The 22,406-nt window shown below is 66.8% G+C and carries 16 protein-coding genes and 1 pseudogene; 6 read left to right on the top strand and 11 right to left on the bottom strand.

Annotation, left to right across the window (positions count from 1 at the left end):
- Positions 1–164: 164 nt before the first annotated feature.
- Positions 165–758, bottom strand: coding sequence for a glycine zipper 2TM domain-containing protein (locus IPM80_04665; GenBank protein MBK8957725.1), 594 nt, complete (start codon positions 756–758; stop codon positions 165–167).
- Positions 759–1,028: 270 nt separating this feature from the next.
- Positions 1,029–2,057 carry an AraC family transcriptional regulator ligand-binding domain-containing protein gene (locus IPM80_04670; GenBank protein ID MBK8957726.1) on the bottom strand — a complete coding sequence of 343 codons (1,029 nt, stop codon included), beginning with the start codon at positions 2,055–2,057 and terminating at the stop codon, positions 1,029–1,031.
- Between the two features lie 150 nt (positions 2,058–2,207).
- Here IPM80_04670 and IPM80_04675 point away from each other — a divergent pair, with 150 nt between their 5' ends.
- The 3 genes from IPM80_04675 to IPM80_04685 all read left to right on the top strand — a co-directional run bounded on the left by IPM80_04675 (position 2,208) and on the right by IPM80_04685 (position 4,074).
- Positions 2,208–2,621, top strand: a complete 414-nt coding sequence (locus IPM80_04675; protein ID MBK8957727.1) for a nuclear transport factor 2 family protein — start codon at positions 2,208–2,210, stop codon at positions 2,619–2,621.
- 27 nt (positions 2,622–2,648) lie between these two features.
- Complete coding sequence (locus tag IPM80_04680; protein ID MBK8957728.1) at positions 2,649–3,080, top strand: nuclear transport factor 2 family protein; 432 nt, start codon at positions 2,649–2,651, stop codon at positions 3,078–3,080.
- Between the two features lie 232 nt (positions 3,081–3,312).
- On the top strand, positions 3,313–4,074 hold the full coding sequence (locus IPM80_04685; protein MBK8957729.1) for an SDR family oxidoreductase: 762 nt from the start codon (positions 3,313–3,315) through the stop codon (positions 4,072–4,074).
- A gap of 85 nt (positions 4,075–4,159) precedes the next feature.
- Here the strand turns inward: IPM80_04685 and IPM80_04690 are convergent, their stop codons facing one another.
- On the bottom strand, positions 4,160–8,542 hold the full coding sequence (locus IPM80_04690; GenBank protein MBK8957730.1) for a cache domain-containing protein: 4,383 nt from the start codon (positions 8,540–8,542) through the stop codon (positions 4,160–4,162).
- Positions 8,543–8,713: 171 nt separating this feature from the next.
- Between IPM80_04690 and IPM80_04695 the strand changes: the two genes are divergently transcribed.
- Both IPM80_04695 and IPM80_04700 read left to right on the top strand, forming a co-directional pair.
- Complete coding sequence (locus IPM80_04695; protein MBK8957731.1) at positions 8,714–11,011, top strand: acyl-CoA dehydrogenase; 2,298 nt, start codon at positions 8,714–8,716, stop codon at positions 11,009–11,011.
- Positions 11,008–12,624: an AMP-binding protein gene (locus tag IPM80_04700; GenBank protein MBK8957732.1), complete on the top strand. Its 1,617-nt coding sequence runs from the start codon at positions 11,008–11,010 to the stop codon at positions 12,622–12,624. Before IPM80_04695 ends, IPM80_04700 begins: the two co-directional genes overlap by 4 nt.
- Positions 12,625–12,644: 20 nt before the next feature.
- Here IPM80_04700 and IPM80_04705 read toward each other — a convergent pair whose 3' ends face one another.
- The 8 genes from IPM80_04705 to IPM80_04740 all read right to left on the bottom strand — a co-directional run bounded on the left by IPM80_04705 (position 12,645) and on the right by IPM80_04740 (position 19,883).
- Positions 12,645–13,202, bottom strand: coding sequence for a hypothetical protein (locus IPM80_04705; GenBank protein MBK8957733.1), 558 nt, complete (start codon positions 13,200–13,202; stop codon positions 12,645–12,647).
- Between the two features lie 148 nt (positions 13,203–13,350).
- Entirely contained in the window at positions 13,351–14,046 is a 696-nt protein-coding gene (gene crp / locus IPM80_04710) for a cAMP-activated global transcriptional regulator CRP (GenBank protein MBK8957734.1), read from the bottom strand.
- Positions 14,047–14,136: 90 nt separating this feature from the next.
- Positions 14,137–15,690 (bottom strand): hypothetical protein, encoded by a 1,554-nt coding sequence (locus IPM80_04715; GenBank protein ID MBK8957735.1) that lies wholly within the window; start codon positions 15,688–15,690, stop codon positions 14,137–14,139.
- Positions 15,691–15,757: 67 nt separating this feature from the next.
- The gene (locus IPM80_04720) at positions 15,758–16,825 is read right to left on the bottom strand and encodes an LLM class flavin-dependent oxidoreductase (GenBank protein MBK8957736.1); all 1,068 of its coding nucleotides are present in this window, start codon (positions 16,823–16,825) and stop codon (positions 15,758–15,760) included.
- Positions 16,826–16,834: 9 nt separating this feature from the next.
- On the bottom strand, positions 16,835–18,001 hold the full coding sequence (locus IPM80_04725) for an acyl-CoA/acyl-ACP dehydrogenase (protein ID MBK8957737.1): 1,167 nt from the start codon (positions 17,999–18,001) through the stop codon (positions 16,835–16,837).
- Positions 18,002–18,189: 188 nt separating this feature from the next.
- Complete coding sequence (locus IPM80_04730; protein MBK8957738.1) at positions 18,190–18,792, bottom strand: DUF1269 domain-containing protein; 603 nt, start codon at positions 18,790–18,792, stop codon at positions 18,190–18,192.
- Between the two features lie 19 nt (positions 18,793–18,811).
- A complete protein-coding gene (locus IPM80_04735) occupies positions 18,812–19,021 on the bottom strand; it encodes a dodecin domain-containing protein (protein ID MBK8957739.1) in 210 nt (69 codons plus the stop codon).
- Positions 19,022–19,127: 106 nt separating this feature from the next.
- The gene (locus IPM80_04740) at positions 19,128–19,883 is read right to left on the bottom strand and encodes an enoyl-CoA hydratase/isomerase family protein (GenBank protein ID MBK8957740.1); all 756 of its coding nucleotides are present in this window, start codon (positions 19,881–19,883) and stop codon (positions 19,128–19,130) included.
- A 349-nt stretch (positions 19,884–20,232) separates the two neighbouring features.
- Here IPM80_04740 and IPM80_04745 point away from each other — a divergent pair.
- Positions 20,233–22,211: pseudogene (locus IPM80_04745) on the top strand (sigma-54-dependent Fis family transcriptional regulator).
- Positions 22,212–22,406: the final 195 nt, after the last annotated feature.

Raw genomic sequence — 22,406 nt, forward strand, 5'->3', positions numbered from 1 at the left:
CACCGCGCCGATGATGGCGCCGGCGCTGGCACCGATGCCCGCACCACTCAAACCACGATCCTGGGTGGTGGTGCCGCAGCCCGCGACGGCCACCAGGCTCGCCACCAGCACGCATTGACCAATGAATCTAGTTTTCATGTCGCTCTCCTTCTATCCACTGTGCATCAATTATCGACATACCAGCTGTCGCCGGGCCCGCGACACGCGCGGCGGTTCTCCTGCCATTGCTGGCCGCCACTGCGCACCAGCATGACGAAATTGCGGCATTGCCGGTCGCCCTGGCGAAAAATCGCGGCGGGTGTCATGACATAGGTCGTCGCGCCGTTCATCCACTGCACCGGTCGACCGTTCTGCGCGTACTGCAGCACCTGCTGCGAGCAGCCGCGGTCTATCGGGTCGAACGATTGCGCGGCGGCATTGCCGAGCAGCGCGCCGACCACGGTGCCGATGGCGGTGGCGGCGGGGTCGCCATTGCTCACCTGGTTGCCGACCACACCGCCGGCCACGCCACCCAGCACGGTGCCGAGCGCCTGGCGATTGCAATGACCGTTCAGCACGCCGTAGCGCTGCTCGACCACCACCGGCTGAGCGACCACCACTTCGCGGCGTCGGCCTTCGTAGCGGCGCTCGTCGCCGCGATCATGTTTGCCGCCATGCTTCTCGCGATGGCCATGGGCGGGGGCCCAGTCGGGCGGGTCGGCCGCCACGTTGCATACGATACCCAGCAATACACAGGCGATGAGACGGTGGCTCAACATGGTTTTCTCACGTCCTCGTCGGCGAATCTTCATCGAAGAAAATCACTCCGCGTGTTTTGAGGGCGAAGTATAAGAAGTGTTCCAGCCATGCGCGTGACCCTGCGCACAATCCTGCAGGCGCAGGCTGTCAGCGTCGCGCCAAGCCGCGTAGCGCACATCGCCAAACTGATCGATATCAGACTCGGGCCGTGCATTTCTGCAGCAATCGCAGGGAAATATCGCGGTCGCGCGCGCCTCGCAGGGTTAGCGACGCGCCGCGTGCTTTCTTGATCAAGGCGCAGGATGGTCGTGACGCGCGCGGTAGCCGCCAGGTGAAACGCCATACCAGCGTTTGAAGGCCTTGCCGAAGTTGGCGGGATTGTGGAAGCCCAAGGCGGCCGCCACTTCCTTGATCTTCACGCGATCGTTGGCGAGCAGCTCGGCCGCGCGTGTGCGCAGGAATTCATCCATGATGGCCTGGTAGGTGGTGCCGAGACGGCGCAGCCGGCGGATCAGGGTGCGCGGCGCGAGATGCAGCGCATTGGCTACTTCATCCAGGGTCGGCAACGCGCGCCGGCGCTCCTCGAGTTCGAATGCGCGGCACAAATAGTTGCGCACTTCACCCAGGGTGGTGCGCTCGGGTGACGACGCCAGCGCTTCGCATTGGCGCAGGGCGTGCGACCAGGTCGATTCGTGGTAATCGAGGTTGCGCAGTTCGCGCCACGCCGCCGGCATGACCAGCGCATTGCGCACGGCATTGAACGCGACCGGCGCCTTGAAATAGCGCGCATAGCTGGCGACATAGGCCGGCGCCGGGTAGTCGAGTTCGATGCGTGCGCCGCTGAAGTCGACGCCGTAGACGGTGGCGAGGTATTGCTGCAGGACCAGCAGCGGCGTCTCCACCAGCAGCGCGCGCGCCGCGCCGAGTTCGATGAGCGGGCACAGCTCGGCATAGAATTCCTCGCCGTCGCGCCGGCCCTGCATGTGCATGTAGGGAATGCGCGCCGGAAAGTAGCGCACGAAGGCGTCGAGGCCGTCGCCCAGCGTCGGCGAGCTCATGAGGGCGAAGCTCACCGGCCCGTGGAAATGCTCGGCGATGTTGCCGGCCCAGGCCATGTACCAGTCCGGCGCGTCGGCGAGATCCAAGGTATTGCTGATGTACTGCAGCGCCTGGCGCACCGTGATGCGGCGGTCGCGTTCGGCGAAGTCGGCGGCGGTGAGGCCGGTGCTGGCCAGCAGCTTGTCGACCGGGAACAGGCGCGCCAGGTGTCGGCCGTAGGTGGCCGGCATCATGAGGTCTTCTATCGCACCTGCATCCATGGGGCTGGCCCCGAACCATGAATTGTCATGTCATCAAAATAACAGACATTGTCAGTAGCGTCTCTTTTCGAGTCCATCGGCGGCCCCTATTGTTCGCCGTTGATTGGCGACCACCAGGCAGGCCATCACCACAGCAACAGGGGAGAACCCATGACCGAAGAAGAAAAGATCGCGCGCAACTACTTCAAGGTGCGCATGTTCGTCGACGCCTGGGAGGCGCTCGACCCCGATGTCGCGATGGCCTGCCTGTCGGACGACATCGTCTACATCAACCAGCCGCTGGCGCCGGTCATCGGCCAGCGTGACGTGCGCAAAATCGTGGCCGGCATCATGAAGCTGACGCGCGCCTGCCATTGGGAACTGCGCAACTGCTTCGGGCGCGGCAACACGGTCGTCACCGAGCGTCTCGACTGCTGGGATTTCGACGGCCGTGGCTGGGGCCTCAAGCTGCCCTGCATCGGCATGTTCGACTTGAACGACGAAGGCAAGATCTGCGGCTGGCGCGATTATTTCGACAATCGCATGTGGTTCGAGAACGGCGGCCCGACGCTGCACCTCGACTGACCCCCGACCACCGCCACGTAGTTAGAGATGGAGACTATGGACATCATGACCAACGAACAGAAGATTGCGCGCAATGTCGGCGTGGTCCGCGCGTTTTTGAAAGGCTGGGACGACCTCGACGTCGACGCCTGCATGGCGCAGTGCACCGAAGACATGTGCTATCTGAACCAGCCGCTGGAAGCCATACGCGGCAAGGAAAACGTACGCAAGATGATTGCGTCGATTTTCGCGCCGGCCAAGAAAGTCGAGTTCAAGCTCGTCAATTGCTTCGGCCACGAGAACAAGGTCATCACCGAGCGTGTCGACCAGTGGGACTGGAACGGCAGCGGCACCTGGCAGATGGAGCTCAAGGTGTGCGGCATGTTCGAGCTGACCGAGAACGGCAAGATCATCGAGTGGCGCGAGTATTACGACAACGACTACTGGACCAACAACGGCGGTCCGAGCCTGGTGTTGTAAAAGCCCGCCTTCGTCATGCTCCTGTAGGTGCGAATTCATTCGCACATTAAACGTCGTGGCGGTAACGTCCCGTCGGGCCATTAATGTGCGAATGAATTCGCACCTACAATGACGGCAACAATATCTTGCCGATCGCCCGATCTCCCCCTATCTTGCCCCCTCCACGCGCGTCGCTGCGCGTTCAGCCGTTCAATACATCGCGCGTGAGGCGCGTCACGCACAGGGGGAAGCTATGGATCTCGGACTCAAGGGCAAGGGCGTCATCGTGACCGGCGCCAGCAAGGGCATCGGCCGCGCCATCGCGCTGGAATTCGCGCGCGAAGGCGCCAATGTCGCAATCTGCGCGCGCGGCGCCGAGGCGCTGGAAGCGACCCGCGCCGAGCTCGCGGCGCTGGGTGTGAAGGTGTTCGCGGCGAGCTGTGACGTCGGCGATGCCGCCTCGCTCGGCGGATTCCTCGACAACGCCCACGCGGTGCTGGGCCGCGTCGATGTGCTGGTCAACAATCCGTCCGGCTTCGGCGTGACCGACACCGAGGAAGGCTGGGCGGCGAGCGTGTCGGTGGACGTGATGGCGGCCGTGCGCGCGACCTGGAAAGTGGTGCCATGGCTGGAAGCGCAGGGCGGCGGCGCGGTCATTCACATCAGCTCAATCTCGGGCCTCGAAGCCAGCCTGCCGGGCGTGGCGGCCTACGCCGCGGCCAAGGCCAGCCTCATCAGCCATTCCAAGAGCATGGCCATGGAACTCGCGCCCAAGAACATCCGCGTCAATTGCGTGGCGCCGGGTTCGATCAACTTCCCCGGCGGCTTCTGGGAAAACGTCAAGCGCGACAACCCGGCGTTCTTCGACATGGTGGTCGCGAGCATTCCCTTCGGTCGCATGGGCAAGCCCGAGGAAGTCGCCAACGCGGTGGTGTTCCTGGCCTCGAACAAGGCGAGCTGGGTGTCGGGCGCGATGCTGCCGGTGGATGGCGTGCAGCACAAGGGCAATCTCTGAGCGCAGGGTATGGCTTGCAGGTGCGGAGTCATTCGCACCTGCAGGTGTCAGGCTGAAGCCTGACCCACCGATCGCCTGTTCGCACCTACGATGCGTCCCCTTTCACCAGCGTCCACAGCTGCCTGACGGTGGTGCTCAAGGTGATGATCGAGCCCAGCGACGCTATCACCCATTGCATCTTGTCGTCGCCGCTCTGGAACAGGAACAGCGCCAAGAGGCCCAGCACCATGATCACCGGCCAGCGCATGGACTGCCACAGGCTGTCCTGGTAGCGCGCGCTGAACTGGTCGAGTTCGCGCGAGATCTCGACGTTCTCGACGAACCATTGAAAAGTACGACTGGCGATGCGGATGCGCGGCTCGCGCACGATGAGGCCGCGATTCAAGAGGCTCTCCAGCACGTCGTGCTGGTCGGGATTGACCAGCTCACGACGCACGAGCTGCAACAGCAGCGCCTGCTCGCGCAAGGTCGAGGCGCTCCACTTGCGGAAGTACACGCTCTCGGCGACGCGGAACACCACCGCCATGAACTGCACCGGCCGCGCCGCGTCGCGCGTGCGTTGCTTGATGGCCGGTGCGTGGATCTGCAGTTCCGGGAAGGTCGACAGCTCGTCGTCCACCGGGTCGCTGCGCGTGACGCCGCCCTGCCAGCGCTGCGGCGCGCCCAGGCGTTCGAAGCTGTCGATGAGATCGAGCCAGGCGAACTGCGCCGCGCCATCGCTGCCGAGATGGCCGATGCCGTTGGCGACCGCGTCGTGGATGAAGAAATCCGGCACCACTTCACACACCAGCACCACCACCGCGCCGCGCGTCAGCAACTGCCGCAGTGCCTCGCGACAGGCGGCGGCGCGCGCGGCGTAGCTGTCCTTGAGCGCGAACTCGAGACCCGTGACCACCAGCGTGAGCGCGATATCGGCCTGCGCTTCGACCACATGCCAGGGCATCACCGTGCAATGGGCCGCCCATTGCTCGAGCTCCAGCGCACTCGGCGAATAGCCGACCAGCACGCTGGAGGCGCGTAGCTCGGCAAGCGCGGGCCGCTCGTCCGCCGCGTCGGCCGCCAGCGGCCACGGCGGCAGGAAGCTGTAGGCGCCCGCGCCCTGCAGGCCGAACAGGCGGCGCGACGCCAGCCACGACACCAGGCCGAGGAACAGCGAAGTACAGGACAGGATCAGGAACATCGCGCTCGAATCGAGATAGCGCGACACGTCCGGCCTTCGCAACACCGGCGCCTTCAGGCTGGGCGCGCCGCTCAAAGGTCGCAACATGGCGTTCTCGTCGGAATAGGGCGCGAGCCCCTGCTTCAACAGCAGCGCCGCGCGGTAGGCGAAGGAATCCTTCGGGTGATAGTCGCAGGGCGGCGCGCTGGCGGTGGCCGCGCAGGCCGGCTCGGCGTGCAGCGTCGCGAGTCGTTCATCGTAGCGTGGCGCTGGCAGCGCGCACTCACCGCCCAGCCGTGCGCCTTCGCGCAGGGTCTGGCAATACTCGCTGATGGTGTTGCCGCGCGTGCGTAGCTGGTGGCGCGTCCAGGCGTTGGCGAAATCCGCTTCGCGCGCGAGGTAGTAGCTGACCGCGTCCTGGTAGAAGCCGAACACCGGCACACCGGCGACGGCGGTGAACAGGCCGATGCCGGCGATGGCGTGCACGGTGCGAAACCACGGCCGGAGCGCCAGCGCGATACGCTCGACGCGGCTGAACGCCACGATCACGCCCGCCAATGCCAGGGCCAGCACCGCGAACACCACGCCGTCGAGCATGAAGCCCCAGGTCAGCGCGATGAGCGGGATCACGACCAGCAGCACCTTGCGCAGCGACGCTTCCGCCCACAGCAGCGACAGGTAGGCGAACAACAGCGGCCCGATCAGGATCGGCTGCGTGACCAGCGCCAGGCCATCGCGGTTGCCGAGGTTGAAGAACAGCGCAATCGCGTAGGCGATGCTGATGGCCGCGGTCAGGGCATGGCGCAGCGCGTTGTCGGGATGCGGCCACCACGCGTTGGCGATGATGTAGCCGAGCCCATGCTGCAACTCCATGCCGAGCAGCACCAGCAGCGCGATGGCGAACACCGGCACGAAGGCCAGCACCGCCGACTCGAAGATCAGCGAGGCCGACAGCTCGTTGTCGTGATACACCACCACCGACCACGGCATGCCCGGCACGGCGGTGACGAAGCCCTGGATCCAGCGGTCGCTGTAGAAGCTCGTGAAGTGCTCGTCCTGGTCGTGTTCGGTGGCGGCCAGCAGCGCCTTGTCGTTGTTGGTCTCGGTATAGAAATTTTCGATCAGCGCCGCCTCGTCATTGGCATGGAACAGCACTTCGCCGCTTTGGTCGGCGATCACGGCGTAACCGTAGTGCGCCGGCAGTACCGCGGCGGTCAGGGCTCGCATGTTGGTCATGAGCGCCGCCACCCGCGGTCCACAGGCACGCAGGGCCGGCGCCAGCTCGTCGACATCGGTGGCCAGCGGCCGCGCGAAGATGGTGGTCTTGCGTCCTTCACTGCGCGACCACACGCGCTCGACATAGATGCCCTCAGGCCCGGCCCAGGCCGGGTGCCACACCTGGCCGTCGCGCGCGCGCTTGAAATAGTCGCGGCTCGGCACGTTGAGATGCCGCAGCTGGCCGCGCCGGTTGTTGAGCTGGCCGAACACCTGGTCACCGTTCTCGTCGATGAGCCATGCCAGCGCGTAGTCGCCGGCGGTGGCGGGCGTGGCGTCGTCGCGCGGCTGATCGGCGAGGCGGTAGGAGGCGCTGGGGTTGGCGCAGGCCGGGTCGACGTTGTGCGCGTCCAGCGCCACGAGGCCGTCGTAGTAGGCATGGGCATGGCGCTGCAGCGTGAGGATGTCGGGCAAGGCCGTAATCAACTCGGGCTGGCGCAGCAGCACGCGTGTCAGGTCGCGATACAGTGGCTGATCACTGGCGAGGTACTGCAGCGCGGCGACATCGTCGCGCGACAGGTGCGCGTGCCGCGACGGAAAGCCGAGCGCGGGATAGTCCGCCGCCAGCGCCTGGTACAGCGGCGAATGCTGGTGCAGGCCTCGTGCTTCGACCAGCAGCGCCTGGAGCGGCGCCGGCAGCGCCCGGTAGCTGGCGAGGATGGTGCGTTCGGCCTCGTCCAGCGCGCGCGCCTTGCTCGTGAGTTCGCGTTCGAGCCCGCGCTTCAATTCACCGGCCAGCTGTTCCAGCGTGGCATCGGTGTCGATGGCGAGCTTGGCGCTGGAATTGACGATGAGACCCAGCATCACCGCGCTGCCGGTGGCCACGATCAGGCTCACCACCAACAGGCTGAAATCGAAGCGCGACAGGCTGGTGCCGCGGCCGAGGAACAGCAGGCGCACCGCCGGCAGCACGGCAATCGCGAGCAGCAGCGCGAAGCTGAACAGCGCGAACTGCAGCGGGCCGACGTGGAAACGTTCGGCATTGAAGCGGCTGGTTTCCTTCAAGCCCACCACGTACCAGCTGGCCGCGCCGCGCGCGCCCGCCGCCGGCGGCAGCGCCGGCACGTGGGGTTGCACGAACACCGTGTAGTCGGTGGCGCCGAAGCGGCGTTTCAGGATGCGCGTGTAGCGTTCGTCTTCGGCGCCGCCGGTGGCGCCGTCGGCGCCGGCCGCGACCGGCATCTTGCCAATGTCGAGCTTCAGCACCCGTGCGAATTCGCTGGTGTCGGGCAGGCGGCCGAAATCGTGGCGACCTTTGCCGAGCCGCGCGGTGGAGAGATAGAGGATGCTGCCTTCGGCATCGAGCACCGCGAACTGGTCGAAATCGAAATTCAGACCGGCCGCGTCGAACAGCGCGCCGAAAGGCAGGTGCGCGCTCGGCAGGCGTCGCCCCGAGGCCGGCGGCTTGCCATCACTCGGGCAATCGGTGACCACCAGTTCGCGTTGGCCGGCGGCGCCGATCAAATCGAAATGCGGGCCGCTGACGCGCGTATCGCCGCTGCCCACGCACATCGAGTCGGCGAACTCGACCCAGCGCATGCTGAGATTGGCCAGCAGGCGATTGCTCTGCAGCGAACGTCGGTACCGGATCTCGTTGTCGCGATGGTCCTTGCGCACCTGGCTGACGGTGGCCAGCGCCTCGCGCACCGCGGCGTCGCGTTCGGCATTGCGCGCGGCGCCGCTCAGCAGCTGGCACTGCAGGTAGCGTTGCAGTGCCGCGCCTTCGGCGGTGATGGCGGCGGCGCTGCAATCCTCGCGTGCAACAGCGGCATCGCGCGTCGCGGCGGTGCCGGCGCTGGCGGCCACCGGCAGGAAATTGAACAGGTGCGGGAAATTGACCATCACCGCGTCGGCCTGGTCGGCGAGATTGTTCAACTGCCGAAAGCTGTTCTTGGCGAGGTGCTCCGAAGCGCTGCGCGCCGACAGGTAATACCAGCCGGCGCCGAGCAGCAGCACCAGGCCGACCGCCAGGGCGCTCACGTGATTGCTGCGGCGGGCCTGTCGGCCGACGCTGTCGACTTGCGATGGGGCCATGAAACGCGGGTCCTCTGGTTTCGGCGCCGCCTGGCGAGTGCGAGGCACGGTGAAAGATCCACCGCGCAAATTCAAGCGTCACACGCACATTCGGGCCATCACCGGCGCTGCTGTCATCACCTCCCTACAAGTTGAATTGCACATTCCGTTTGGCCCGTTATGCTGCCGGCCATGAACAACACGAGCCCCACCGCCGGTGGCGAACCGGACTACACCGAACTGCTGACAGACAGCGTCGCCGACTATTGCGCGCGCGCGCTTGCGCCGCGGCGCCTGCGCGCGTTGCACGGCGCCGGCCACGCCTTCGATCGCGATGCCTGGCGCGAAATGGCCGAACTCGGCTGGTGCGGCCTGGTGGTGGGCGAGGACGTTGGCGGCCTCGGCCTCGGCGCGCGGGCGGTGGCGAGCGTGTGCCGTGAACTCGGGCGCGTGGTGGCCGGCGAGCCCTTTATCGAAAGCGCGGTGATGGCGGCCAGCCTGCTGTCCGCCGCCCCTGGCGTCGAAGACCGGCTCACCGCCTTGATGGACGGCACGGTGATCTACGGCGCGCCCCTGACGCCGGCCGCCTGGCAGCGCGCCGTCAGCGCGCGCCGCGACGGCGATGTGCTGGTCCTCGACGGGCACTTGGGCCAGGTGCCGCTGGCGGCCGACGCCGATGTGCTGCTGATCCCGGCGCGCACCGCGAGCGGCGATGTGCTGTGCGTGGTGCCGCGTGATGCGCCCGGTCTCACCATTGACGCCGTGACGCTGGCCGACGACACGCGCGACGGCCGTGTCGCCTGCCAGGGCCTGCGTTGCGCGATCAGCGTGCCGCTCATCCCCAAACAGGTCGCGCGCAGCCTGGCGTTTTCCGCGGTAGGCGGCAGCGCCTACATGCTCGGCCTGTGCGAAGCGCTGCTCGAGATGACGCTCGAGTACCTGCGCACGCGTCGCCAGTTTGGTCGCGCGCTCGGCAGCTTCCAGGCCTTGCAGCATCGCGCCGTCGACATGTTCATGCATGTGCGCCTGACGCGCGCCGCGCTCGACGTGGCGGTGGCGAGCATCGATGCCGGCGCGGACAGCACGCTGGCCTGCGCACGCGTGCGTCAGCGTGCCTGCGACACCGTCACGCGCGTGCTGCGCGAAGCGATCCAACTGCACGGCGCCATCGGCTACACCGAGCAATGCGACGTGTCGCTGTACGTGCAACGTGGCCTGGTGATGGGCGCGCGCTACGGTGGCGCCATCACCGAGCTGCGCGGCATGGCCGCGCTGCTGCACGGCGAGAGCGCCACGCAGGAAGCGCTGCCGACGCCCTTGCCCGATGATTACCTGCCGCCGGGCGGCGACTGGAACGAAGTCGAAGACCGCCTGTTCCGCAGCACCGTGCGCCATTGGATAGAAGCGAATTACCCGCCGCAGCTGCGTCATCCGCCCGGCCAGCTGCGCTGGGCCGAGATCAAGGACTGGCATGCCAAGCTGGTGGCGCGTGGCTGGGCGGCGCCGGCATGGCCGCGCGAATACGGCGGCATGGCCTTGAGCGCCAGCAAGATGATCATCTTCATCGAAGAGCTGGAACGCTGGGGCGTGGCGCGCGCGCCCGACCAGGGCATCGTCATGATCGGGCCGATACTCCAGGCCCATGGCAACCAGGAACAGCGCGAGCGTTACCTCGCCCGCGCGCTGACCGGCGACGAGATCTGGTGCCAGGGCTATTCCGAGCCGAATGCCGGTTCCGATCTCGCCTCGCTGTCGACCAGCGCGGTGCTCGAGGGCGACGAGTTCATCGTCAACGGTCAGAAGACCTGGACCACTCACGGCATGGATGCCACGCACATGTATTGCCTGGTGCGCACCGACCCGCAGGCCAAGCCGCAGGCCGGTATCAGCTTTCTGCTCATCGATCTCGACCAGCCCGGCGTCACGGTGCGGCCGATCATCAACCTTGGCGGTCACGTCGATTTCTGCGAAGTGTTCCTCGACGACGTGCGCGTGCCGCGCGCCAACCTGGTGGGCGCATTCAACCAGGGCTGGACCATCGCCAAGTCGCTGCTCGGCCATGAACGACTGTTCGTCGGCAGCCCCAAGCTGTGTCAGCACGCCCTGCATCAACTGCGCGACCTCGCGCGCGCCGACGGTCGCCTGGAGGACGCGGTGTTCGTCGACGCGCTGGCGCGCATCGCGCTCGACGTGCTCGACCTCGAAGCGTTGTACGGCGACTACGCCGCGATGCTGAAACGTGGTGAAGAGCCGGGCATCGATATCTCGCTGCTCAAGATCTGGTCGACCGAAACCTACGTGCGGCTCTCGGAAATGATCCTGGAGGCGGGCGGCGAGGCGGCGGGCGCGCGCGGCGTGCAGCGTTTCGGCAGCGCCGAAGTCGACGTGCTGAGCCACTTCTACAACGCGCGGCCGGCGCCGATCTACGCCGGCAGCAACGAGATCCAGCGCAACATCATCGCCAAGCACGTGCTCAATCTGCCGACATGACGCTGCTCACCGAATCCTACTGGCCGCTGCAAGGCGACATAGCGCTGCTTGATACGAGCTGCGGCGACGTGCTGCGCGCGGCGGCCGCCGCGCATGGCGATCGCATCGCGCTGGTGGAGGGCAACGCCGACGCGGCCAGCCGCCGGCGCTGGAGCTATGGCGCCTTGCTGCACGAGGCCGAGCGCACCGCGCGCTCACTGCTGAACGTCTTCAAGCCTGGCGACCACGTGGCGGTGTGGGCCGGCAACAGTCCCGAGTGGATCATCGTGCAATATGGCCTGGCGCTGGCCGGCATGGTGCTGGTGACGGTCAACCCCGCCTATCGCGCCAGCGAACTCGCCTACGTGCTGCGCCAGTCGCGTGCGCGCGGCGTGTTCCATGCACGCGATTACCGCGGCCTCGACATGCGCGCGGCGGTCGACGAGGCGGTGACGCGTGAAGGCCTCACGCTGGCCGCCGTCGCGTGCCTGGATGATCTCGCCGACTTCGTCGCCGCCCACGACCAGGGCGCGGTATTGCCGGCGGTCGATCCGCGCCAACCCTGCATGATCCAGTACACCTCGGGCACCACCGGGCAGCCCAAGGGTGCGCTGCTCAATCATTACAGCGTGACCAACAATTCGCGCATCATGGCGTTGGTCAAGGCGCTCGATGCCAGCACCATCAATCTCGCGGTGGCGCCGCTATTCCATACCGCAGGCTGCGTCGGCAACGTGCTGGGCATGGCGCAGATCGGCGCGACCATGGTGCAGCCGGCGGCCTTCGACGCCGAGTCCATGCTGGATCTCGTCGAGCAGGAGCACGTCACCTATACCTTCGGCGTGCCGACCATGTTGATCGCGCTGCTGGCGGCACAGGCGCGCCGGCCGCGCGATCTGTCCACGCTCAGGACGGTGTTCTCCGGCGCCACCATCGTGCCCATGGAAGTGGTGCGCCAGGTCGAAGAGCAGTTCGGCGTGACGCTCATCATCGGCTATGGCCAGACCGAGACCTCGCCGGCCATCACCCATACCCGCCCGCACGACAACGCGCTCGACAAGAGCGAGACCATCGGTCAACCGATTCCGCAGATCGAAGTGAAGATCATCGATCCCGTGAGCGGCGCGACGGCGCCGCTGGATACGCCGGGTGAACTGTGCACGCGCGGCTTCCTGGTGATGATGGGTTACTACGACATGCCTGAGGCGACCGCCGCCACCATCGATGCCGACGGCTGGCTGCATACCGGCGACCTGTGCAGCATGGACGCGCGCGGTTTTTGCCGCGTCACCGGACGCCTGAAGGACATGATCATTCGTGGCGGCGAGAACATCTATCCGCGCGAGATCGAGGAAGTGCTCTACACCCATCCCGCCGTCGCCGAAGTGGCGGTGGTCGGCATCCCCGACGACTACTGGGGCGAGCAGGTGGGCGCGGTGCTGAGTTTCAAGGCCGATACGCAAGCCAGCGGCGAGGCGCTGCGCGAATACGTGGCCTCACGCCTGGCGCGACACAAGGTGCCCAGCCAGTGGTACGCGCTGCCGGTCATTCCCGCCACCGCTTCGGGCAAGCTGCAGAAGTTCAGGCTGGTGGAGATGTTCAAGAGCGGCGAGCTGGCGGCGGCGAAGATCTGAGCGTGCGAATGAATTCGCACCTACGAGGCTTTCACCTCTTCCATGCGCAGCATGAGGCGTAGCAAGGCTTCCATTTCCTTGTAGCTCTTGTCGTCGGTCGCGTCGGGCAGGATCACCGGCAGGCTGCCTTCGTCCACCAGGTTGGTGTCGAGCAGGATCAGGGGAATGCGTTGCTTGCAGTCCATGATGGTGCGAAACACCGCGTAGTAGGTGCCGACCAGGCCATAGCGGTCGTCACGCGCGATCTGCTCGAGCAGCGTTTCCAGCGGCGCGCGCGCGATCTTCCTGCGCAAGGCGTACTTGCGATCGGCCGACGACAGCTCGTCGTACCAGCGGCCATAGAAGGTCAAGGTTTCGCGCCACGGCAAGCTCAGGATCGCTTCGGGGCGACTGACGCGGCCGATCACCGGCGCGCCGTATGCTTTCAGCTCACCGAGCTTGATCAAACCCAGGCGATCGTCGCGCTCTTCGAGCCTGTGCACGACATAGCGATCGCCGCCCTTGGTCGCCAGCAAGGTCTTGCCGAGACCGATACGCACCAGGGAATAGACCAGCGCTGATTGCGGGGACGGGGCCATGACGGCGGACGGAAGACGTGCTCCTGAAGTGGAAACAGCACCATCCTTATGCCAGGCATCCATCGGCGCGGAGAAATGCGGCCGCCGCCGGGTACCCGCGCAGGATAGCGGGCACCGTCGCCGGAATCGAGCGTGAGTCGCGCCGCGCTCAGCGTCCTGCCGCGGCCGCCGCCAGGGCCGGTCGCACGCGCGGCTGGCTGAATTCACGTTTGCCGAGCACCACCACCGACTTGCCATCGACGCTGATGAGTCCTTGCTCTTCCAGCACCACCAGCACGCGGCCGACCATTTCACGCGAGGCGCCGACGATGTCGCCGAGCTCCAGGCGCGTGATGCGCACCAGCATGCCGTCCGGGTGGGTGATGGCGCTCGGTTCCTTGCTGAGCTCGGTCAGGGTGCGGGCCACGCGGCCGGCGACATCCAGGAACGCGAGGTCGCCGATCTTCTGGTCCATGCGCCGCAGTCGATGGGCGAGCTGCTCGGCGATGATCATCAACAGGTCGGGAAACAGCGAAGGCGTGCTCTTCAGTCGCTCGTAGCTGATCTGGGCGATTTCACTCGCAACCTTGGCACGCACCACGGCACTGCGTTTGACGTCATCGCCGAACAGGCCAATCTCGCCGAAGAATTCGCCGGCATTGAGGTAAGCCAGCACCAGCTCGTTGCCCTGCTCATCCTCGATGCGTACCGTCACCGAGCCACTCACCACGTAGAACAGGTCGCGCGACGGGTCGCCCTGGCGAATGATGGTGCTCTTGGCCGGCACATGCTTGCGATGACAATGGCTGAGGAAGCGTTGGATCAAGTCCTGGTTTCCGCTCTGCCCGTAAGGTTCTGTGGCCATGCTGCGCTCCTCTCGTCGGACTTGCGACCGAGTACGTTGAGCGACAGAGAGCGGCCGCGAAGCGCAAAGCTTAAATCGGCGCCGGGCGCCTCATCGTGCGGCCGGCGCCGCGCCGCCATCCGCGCGACGCTCGAAGAGCAGCAGGGGATAGTTGCCGGGCGGCTCGAGATTGGCCTGGGCATTGTGGCGTTGGACGAGGCGATAGCGCGACTGAAAGCCGGGCTCGGCGGCGATACGGCGATCGGGTCCGAAGCCCGGCGCCAGCACCACGAAGCGCGGCTTGGCATCGAGTACATAGGACGCCGGGTAGCGCTTGTCGAGAAACGGGCCCGGCGCGCGAGCAATGAAATGATCGGTCAGGCCCGAGATATCGAGGATGCGCTGGTCGGCCGCCAGCCAGCCGATGAGGCCGACATCCATCAGGGCCACGGTGTCGCCGGGCGCGGCATGGCGGACGATGTAACGGCCGAGCGCGCCGTGGGCGCGTTCATGGCCGAGCGCCACCGCGCGCATGCCGCGTCCGCCGTCCCGTTCGCGCTGGGCGGCGACGCCGCCCGCCACCACGACCAGCATCGTCACCGCGGCCGCGAGCCAGGCGCGGTGGCGCCGTGCGCCGAGCTTCAGCAACGCGGCGGCGCCCACCACGGCCAGTGCGGGCAGTGCCGGCACCACGAAGCGCGACATGGTCATCCAGTCACCGCCTTCGAAGACGCAGGCGACGAGCAGGGCGATGGCCGTCAGCGCACAGGCGCGCACGCGCCGTTCGGCGAGCGCCACCAGCAGCATCAACATGAGCAGGATGAGCACCTGCCAGGCCAGGGTGCGACGCGTGCGGGCGTCGAGACCGAAGTGCGGCAGCAGGGTTTCCGTCCAGCCCAGCAGGTAATGCAGGCCGGTGGGCAGGCGCGCGGTGAGCGGCGCACCGAGCTTGGCGTAATAGGTGTTGGGCAGCCATTCGCCGAAATACGCGTAGCGAAAGCACAGGAAGGGCAGCACCACCGCCGCCAGCACCGCGAGCCAGCGCAGCATGGCCTTGCCGGCGAGTGCACGGTCGCCGCGTTCGCGCGCATGCAACAGTCGATCGACCATCAAAGCCAGGGCCACCACCGGTGTTTCCGGACGCGTCATGGCCGCCAGTCCCAGCCACAGCGCCGACGCGGGCCACGCTGCCGGAGCGCGCATCTCGCGCGCGTGGGCCAGCAGCGCCAGGCTCACCAGCAGCGCGAACGGCACCGCCTCGAGCGCGCCCACTGACCAATAGATGAAGGGCGGACTGGAGACCAGCAACAGTGCCGGCAGCAGATCGCGCCACGCGATGTGCCGCCGGTCCTCGCACGCGGCATGCAGGCGCGTGACCAGGGCGATGGTGGTGAGCCCGCAGAGCGCGCATAACAGCGGCGCGAGCCGCGGCAGCGAGCCGCCCAGCGCGTGCAGCGGCGCCAGTGCCAGCGTCCACAGGAAACAGGTGACGCCTTCCACGCGCTCACCGACGTTGAACACCAGGCCCGCGCCGTTGGCGAGATTGCGCGCGTAACGATAGACGATGAAGACATCGTCGACCGTCAGCACCGCCAGCCAATACATGGCGCCCGCCGCGGCGAGCAACAGCAGGGCGAGAGCAATGAGCGGTGAACGTGACGACACGGGGCGCGAGGCTAGCCGATGGCGCGGCGCACGGCCAGCGTGCCGCCGCAGGCAACGCAGCGGGACGTCAGACCTTGGCCGCTTCCATGACCCGCGCCCAGTCATCGACCGCGTCGGGATATTGCGGCAACACCACGAAGGAAATCTCGCTGTAGCCGGCGTCGGCAATGCCTTTGACCTGGTCGGCGAGCTCGCGCACGGTGCCGGTGAAGGTCGATTTGCGAATGAAATCGGCCGGCAGTACCGCGTCTTCCTCCGGGCGCATGAACAAGGCATGGCCGCGGTGCAGGGTCAGGTAGCGGGCATCGGCCGGCTGGTAATCGCGATACAGCGCCCGGTAGGCGGCGACCAGCGCGTCGTCTTCCACGTCGCCGGTGCCGAGATCGCCGGCGTCGGCTTCCATCAGGTTGTGCAGCACCATCGCCGCCAGCGGCCCGGCCTGGGCGCGCACGCGCGGCGTCGCGCAGCTTTCACCGTCGCGCAGCACCGCGCCGAAGGTGAAGGCGAGCTTGCGATGGGCGGCGGGGTCGCGTCCGGCGGCGCGCCACGCTGCCTCCATGGCGGCCATTTCCGCGCGCACCTGGTCCTGCGACATGAACAGCGTGATCCAGTGGCAGCCGAGTTCGGCGGCCAGCTCGCGCGTGCGCGGGCCCATGGCCGCGACGTGGGTGCGTATCGGGTCGGTGGTGTTGAACAGCGGCACCTCGGGATTCAGAAAGCGGATCTTGCGCCGGCGCCCGGCGCCGAAATCCCATTCGACGGTGTCGCGCGCCAGGAGGCCCTGCACCGCGCGCAGATGACGACTCAAGGTGTCGACGCTGATGGCGCCGAGTCCCATCGCGCGACGCGCCGAGAAGCCGGTGCCGACGCCCCAGTCGATGCGTCCCGGCGCCAGCGAGTTCAAGCTCGCGAGCATGTTGGCGGTGACCGGCGGCAGGCGGTTGGTCGGCACGCACACGCCGGTGCCGAGCCGGATGCGCGAGGTCTGCATGGCGGCGGCGGCCATCGCCACGAAGGGATCGGCCGCCACCATCTGGCTGTCCTCGAACCACGCGGAGTGGAAGCCGAGCTGCTCGGCACGCTTGGCGACCTTCCAACTGTCGGCGGCGGTGGCGAGTTCAATCGCGAAGTCCATGGCAAGTCCTCAATAGGATTTGGGCAGGCCGAGCACGCGTTCGGCGATGTAACACAGCATCAAGGCCGGGCTGATCGGCGCGATGCGATGAATCATCACTTCGCGCAGGTAGCGCTCGACGTGGTACTCCTTGGCGTAGCCCATGCCGCCATGGGTCATGACCGCGTTGGTGCAGGTGCTGAAGGCCGCTTCGGCGGCGAGGTACTTGGCGCTGTTGGCCTCGGCGCCGCATTCCTGGTCGTTGTCGTAGAGCGAGGCGGCCTTCATGGCCATCAGGTTCGCCGCCTCGAGTTCCATGTGGTTCTTGGCGAGCGGGTGCTGTATCGCCTGGTTCTGGCCGATCGGCCGACCGAACACCACGCGCTGATTGGCGTAGTCGACGGCGCGCTTCAAGGCCACGCGGCCGAGACCGACCAGGCCCGCCGCCACCAGGATGCGCTCGGCGTTGAGGCCGGCCAGCAGGTAGCGGAAACCCTTGCCCTCTTCGCCGATGCGATGCGCGACCGGCACCGGCAGGTCGTCGAAGAACAGTTGGTTGGAGTCGACGCAGGCACGCCCCATCTTGTCGATCTTGCGCACGTCGACATAGCGTCGGTCGAGATCGGTATAAAACAGCGACAGCCCGTCCATCGGCCGCGCGGTTTGCTCGATGGGCGTGGTGCGCGTGATGAGCATGATCTTGTTGGCGACCTGCGCGGTCGAGATCCAGACCTTCTCCCCCGACACGATGTAGTGGTCGCCCTTGCGTACCGCGCGGGTCTTCAGGCGCGTGGTGTCGTGGCCGGTGCTCGGTTCGGTGACGCCGAAGCAGGCGATGTCGTCGCGGCGCACGATGCGCGGCAGCCATTCGTTCTTCTGTGCGTCGTTGCCGTACATGATGATGGGCTTGGCGCCGAACAGGCCGATGCCGATCGCCGACAGGCCGCTGTTGGCGGCGCCCGATTCGGAGATGGCCTGCAGCACCAGCGCCGCTTCGGTGACGCCCAGGCCGCTGCCGCCGTATTGCTCCGGCACCGCGATGCCCATGAAGCCGGCATCGGCCAGCGCGCGACAGAAGTCTTCGGGAAATTCACCGCTGTTGTCGCGTTCCAGCCAGTAGTGCTCGTCGAAGCGCGCACACAGTTCCAGCACCGCCTCGCGGATCTGGCGCTGCTCGACCGTCAACTCGAAGTTCATCGCGTCTCCCCCCGCTGGCTCCGACGTCGGCATCATCTCTGCAATCGACGCGCTTCACCATCCCTATCATGGTGGGGAATGACTGGCATGCTTGAATGTCAGGCTGAAGCCTGACCCACGGTCATGCGGCTGTTCTTCCGTGGGTCGGACTTCAGTCTGACATTGGGAACAATGAACGCCGGAGCTGATCAGGGAAACGCCGGGATGGTCGCGTCCAATTGGTAGTCGCGAACGTCGGGGAAGTGGGATTTGACCAATGCGCCGATCTCGTCGACGCGTTGCTTGGGCACGTCGAGAATCAACACCAGGCGGCCTGCTTCGAAGTCTTCCTCGAACTGGCGCAGGTGCACATTGGGTGTGCTCGAGCCTATCAATACGCCGGACGTGAAGGCGCCGAACAGCGCGCCGAAGCCACCCAGCAGCAGCACCGCGGACGGGTTGACCGCGATGCCCAACCAGTGCGGGTTGAAACACAGCAGGGCGCCGAGCGCGCCGCCGGTGATGGCGCCGCCGAGCAGGCCGACGTACACGCCATGGCGGATATCGGATTTCTGCGCGTGGCTCGCTTCCGGCAGCGGGCCGAGATCGGCGCCGCGCTTGCCGATGAAATGCATGCGCGATGAATCGACCCTGGCCAGCAGCAGGTCGCGTTCGACACGCTTGGCGACTTCCAGATCAGGCAAAACGAAATACATGCGTCGTTCCATGGTGCGGTCCTCAGGATGGTTGGCGTTGTGATCCTTCGAGACATCGAGCACGCGCGCGCCGTGCGCATCGGCGCGACGCGGCATCGCGTCGCGCCGCCTGTTTTCACTCTTCGAGTCGGAAACCGAGTTTCAAGCTGACCTGCCAGTGCGCCACCTGCCCGTTGCGGATCTCACCGCGGGTTTCGGTGACTTCGAACCAGTCCATGTGTTTGATGGTTTTGGCGGCCTTGGCCAGTGCATTGCGCACCGCCTGGTCGGCGCTCTCGGTGGAACTGCCGGTGAGTTCGATCTTCTTGTAGACGTGGTCGCTCATGGGGCTCTCCCGTCCGGATGGATCGCCTTTGAGTATAGACGGGGAATCGATTTCGGCGAGGCGCGCCGCGCGTGAGCGAACGTCACGCGCGGGCGAGCAGTGAGGGTTACCGGTAATTCGGCACGCGCTTTTCGCGAAACGCGGCCACGCCTTCGGCGAAGTCGGCGCTGGCGCGCACCTCGTCGCCGAGCTTTTGTTCATGCGCTTCCTGGCTCAAGGCCAACTCCGCGCTGCAGGCCGTGACGTGACGCTTGACGGCCTGCACCGCCACCGGGCTGTTGGCGGCGATGAGTTCGGCGATGGCGAGCGCGCGCGGCAGCACGGCATCGGCGGCCACCACCTCGTTGATGAGCCCGATGCGCGCCGCTTCGGCTGCCTCGATCATCTCGGCGGTCAGCAGCAGCTTCATGGCATGCACGAAACCAATCTGGTGCACGAGCTTGGCGGTGGCGCCGCCGAAGGGGTAGATGGCCCATTTCACTTCCGGCAGGCCGAACTTGGCGTGCGTGGCGGCGACGCGGATATCGCAGGACAGCATCAGTTCCACGCCGCCGCCGGCGCACACGCCGTTGACCGCCGCGATGATGGGCTTGGGATAGGACGAGGTCTTGAGCAGCGCGCGGTTGATCATGCGCGCCATATCCTCGCTGGCGCTCAAGTCGCCGCTGACGTCGGCGCCGGCGCAGAAGGCTTTATCGCCGGCGCCGGTCAGCACGATGGCGCGCACGTCCGAGGTCTCGAGTTCGTCCCACACCGCCACCAGGTCCTTCATGTCGGCGCGGCTCATGGCATTGCGCTTGGCCTGGTTGTCGATGCTGACCAGCGCAACGTGGGGACGAGGGTGGCTGACGGTAATGGGCATGCGCGACGCTCCTGGACGTGTGAAGGATGGCGCGATGGTAGAGCGCGGCGGGCGCCGCCGAAACCCTCGATGGGGCAGTGCGTGGGGCGGTGATCTGTAGGCCATTGCTTACGTTGCGCCGACTCGGGGCGGCAGCCCCGCGGCGCATCGCCAGCGCGTGGATTGTTGCACTGCGCCGCCGGCCGCGACGGCGACGACAGCGCGCGCGCCTCGCCCATTGGCTCCTCTGCTCCGTGCGCCGGCGCCACATCTGTGGTTAGAATCCGGCGCAAAGCAGGCGTCGATCTGCATCCGGGTCCCAAATCCGAGTCTACCCATCGCGCCCTCGGGCGCGTGCCCAGGGGGAATCATGAGCGTCTTCGGCGAGCGTCTTTCGAACTATCCCGAGCCCCAGGCCGAGGGCCAGGTGATGGGGGCGTGGGAGCGCTTCCTGTCAGGACAGGATTACACCACCAGCGTGGTGCGGCGCCTGATCCGCGATTCCTGGACGCGCTGTTTCGATGCCGGCGTCGATCCATCCTGCCAGAACGGCCTGCCGCTGTTGCAGAGCGACGGCCTGAGCGGCGTGCTGACCCGTCATCATGATCTCGTCGAGGCCTGTTTGCCGGTGATGAGCGAGGCGCGCGATTTCCTGTCCGAATCCGGCACCGTGATGCTGCTCACCGATCCGGCCGGCCTGGTCATCGAGATGGCCGGCGACCCGCGCGCGGTTGAAGAAGCGAAAGGTGTGCGCCTCGAGCCGGGCGCGCGCTGGCACGAAAACGATTGCGGCACCAATGCCATCGGCACCGCGCTGTTGGCCCGCGCGCCGGTGCAGGTGCATGCCGCCGAGCACTTCTGCCAGGGCATCAAGCGCTGGACCTGCTCGGCGACCGTGATCCGCGATGCCTACGACGGCGATGTGCTGGGCGCGCTCGACATCTCGGGGCTGTCCAGCACCTACAACCAGCACGCCCTGGCGCTGGTGGTGGCGGCCGCGACCCGCATCGAGGAACGCCTGACCCAGCAGAGCCTGGCGCTGCGCCATGCGCTGCTCGATCACATCCAGGCGCGCCTGCCGCGCCAGGGCCACGGTCAGTACCTGTTGTTCGACCGCGCCGGACGCATGGTCAAGGCCAGCAGCGGCGCGGCCGCCGCGCTCGGCGCCTTGAATGTCGCGTTCGATACCAGCCGCAACACGCGCCTCGCGGCGCTGGGCGTGCAGCTGGGCGAAGGCCGCGGCGCGTTCAGCGTGCCGGCCTGGCTGAAGGCCGATGCACTCGAGATCATCGCCGACCGCGGCCACGCCCTCGGTACCTTGATCCACTTGCCCGACGCACAACCGAGTCGCCGCGCGGTGTCGATACCCACCAGACCCTGGCCGTCGAGCTCGACGCCTTCGCCGACCTCGCCGGCAACGCGCCGGCCATGCGCGAAGCGCAGCGCCGCGCGCGGCAGCTGGCGCGCGCGCGGGTGCCGGTGCTGATCCTCGGCGAAACCGGTGTCGGCAAGGAATTGTTCGCGCGCGCCATCCACCGCGCCGGGCCGACCGCCGATGGCCCGCTGGTGACGGTCAACTGCGGCGGCCTGTCGCGCGATCTCCTGGCCAGCGAACTGTTCGGCTATGTCGACGGCGCATTCACCGGCGCGCGGCGCGGCGGCATGATGGGCAAGGTCGAAGCCGCCGCCGGCGGCACCTTGTTCCTCGACGAGGTCGGCGAGCTGCCGCTCGATCTGCAGCCGCACCTGTTGCGCGTGCTGGAAGGCGGCGAGGTCTACCGGCTCGGTGATACCCAGCCGCGCAAGGTGCGCTTCCGCCTGCTGGCGGCGACCCACCGCGACCTGCGCGCCGAGGTCGATGCCGGGCGCTTTCGCATGGACTTGTTCTACCGCATCTCCGTCACCAGCCTCGAACTGCCGCCGCTGCGTGAGCGCCGCGGCGACATTGCGGCGCTCGCCGAGCACTTCATGCTGCGCCTCGCCGAAGAACACGGTGTACCGGCCCTGCGCCTTGCGCCCGCCGCGCGCGCCGCGCTGTGCGAATACGCCTGGCCGGGCAACGTGCGCGAGCTGCGCAATGTGATCGAAAGTGCGTTGTTGACGGCCGATGGCGCCTGCCTCGAGCTGACCGATCTGCCCGCCCCTATCGCTGGCGCAGCGGTGACGCCCGTCGCGCCGGTCGTCGGCGGCCACGCGCTGGAGGCCGCCGAGAAGGCCGCCATCGAACAGGCGTTGAGCCGTTGCGCCGGCAATGCCACACGCTGCGCGCGCGAACTCGGTATTTCCAAGAGCACGCTGTACGCGAAGTTGCGCAAGTACGGGCTTTCAATTTCGCGCGCGACGCATTGAGGGCTGGTTTCCGGTTTGGGAGCGAATTCAATCGCGCATTCGGGATCGATCCGTGGTTTTTGAGCCGGCATGAATCGTCAGACTGAAGTCTGACCCACAATGCTTTGCCCTCGGATGGGGCGGCTTGCAGTCTGACCGTCGAGCATGCTTCTCTTTTTGTGGGTCAGACTTCAGTCTGACGATTCAGCGTTCGAA

Source organism: Pseudomonadota bacterium, from assembly GCA_016719885.1.
Classification (GTDB): Bacteria; Pseudomonadota; Gammaproteobacteria.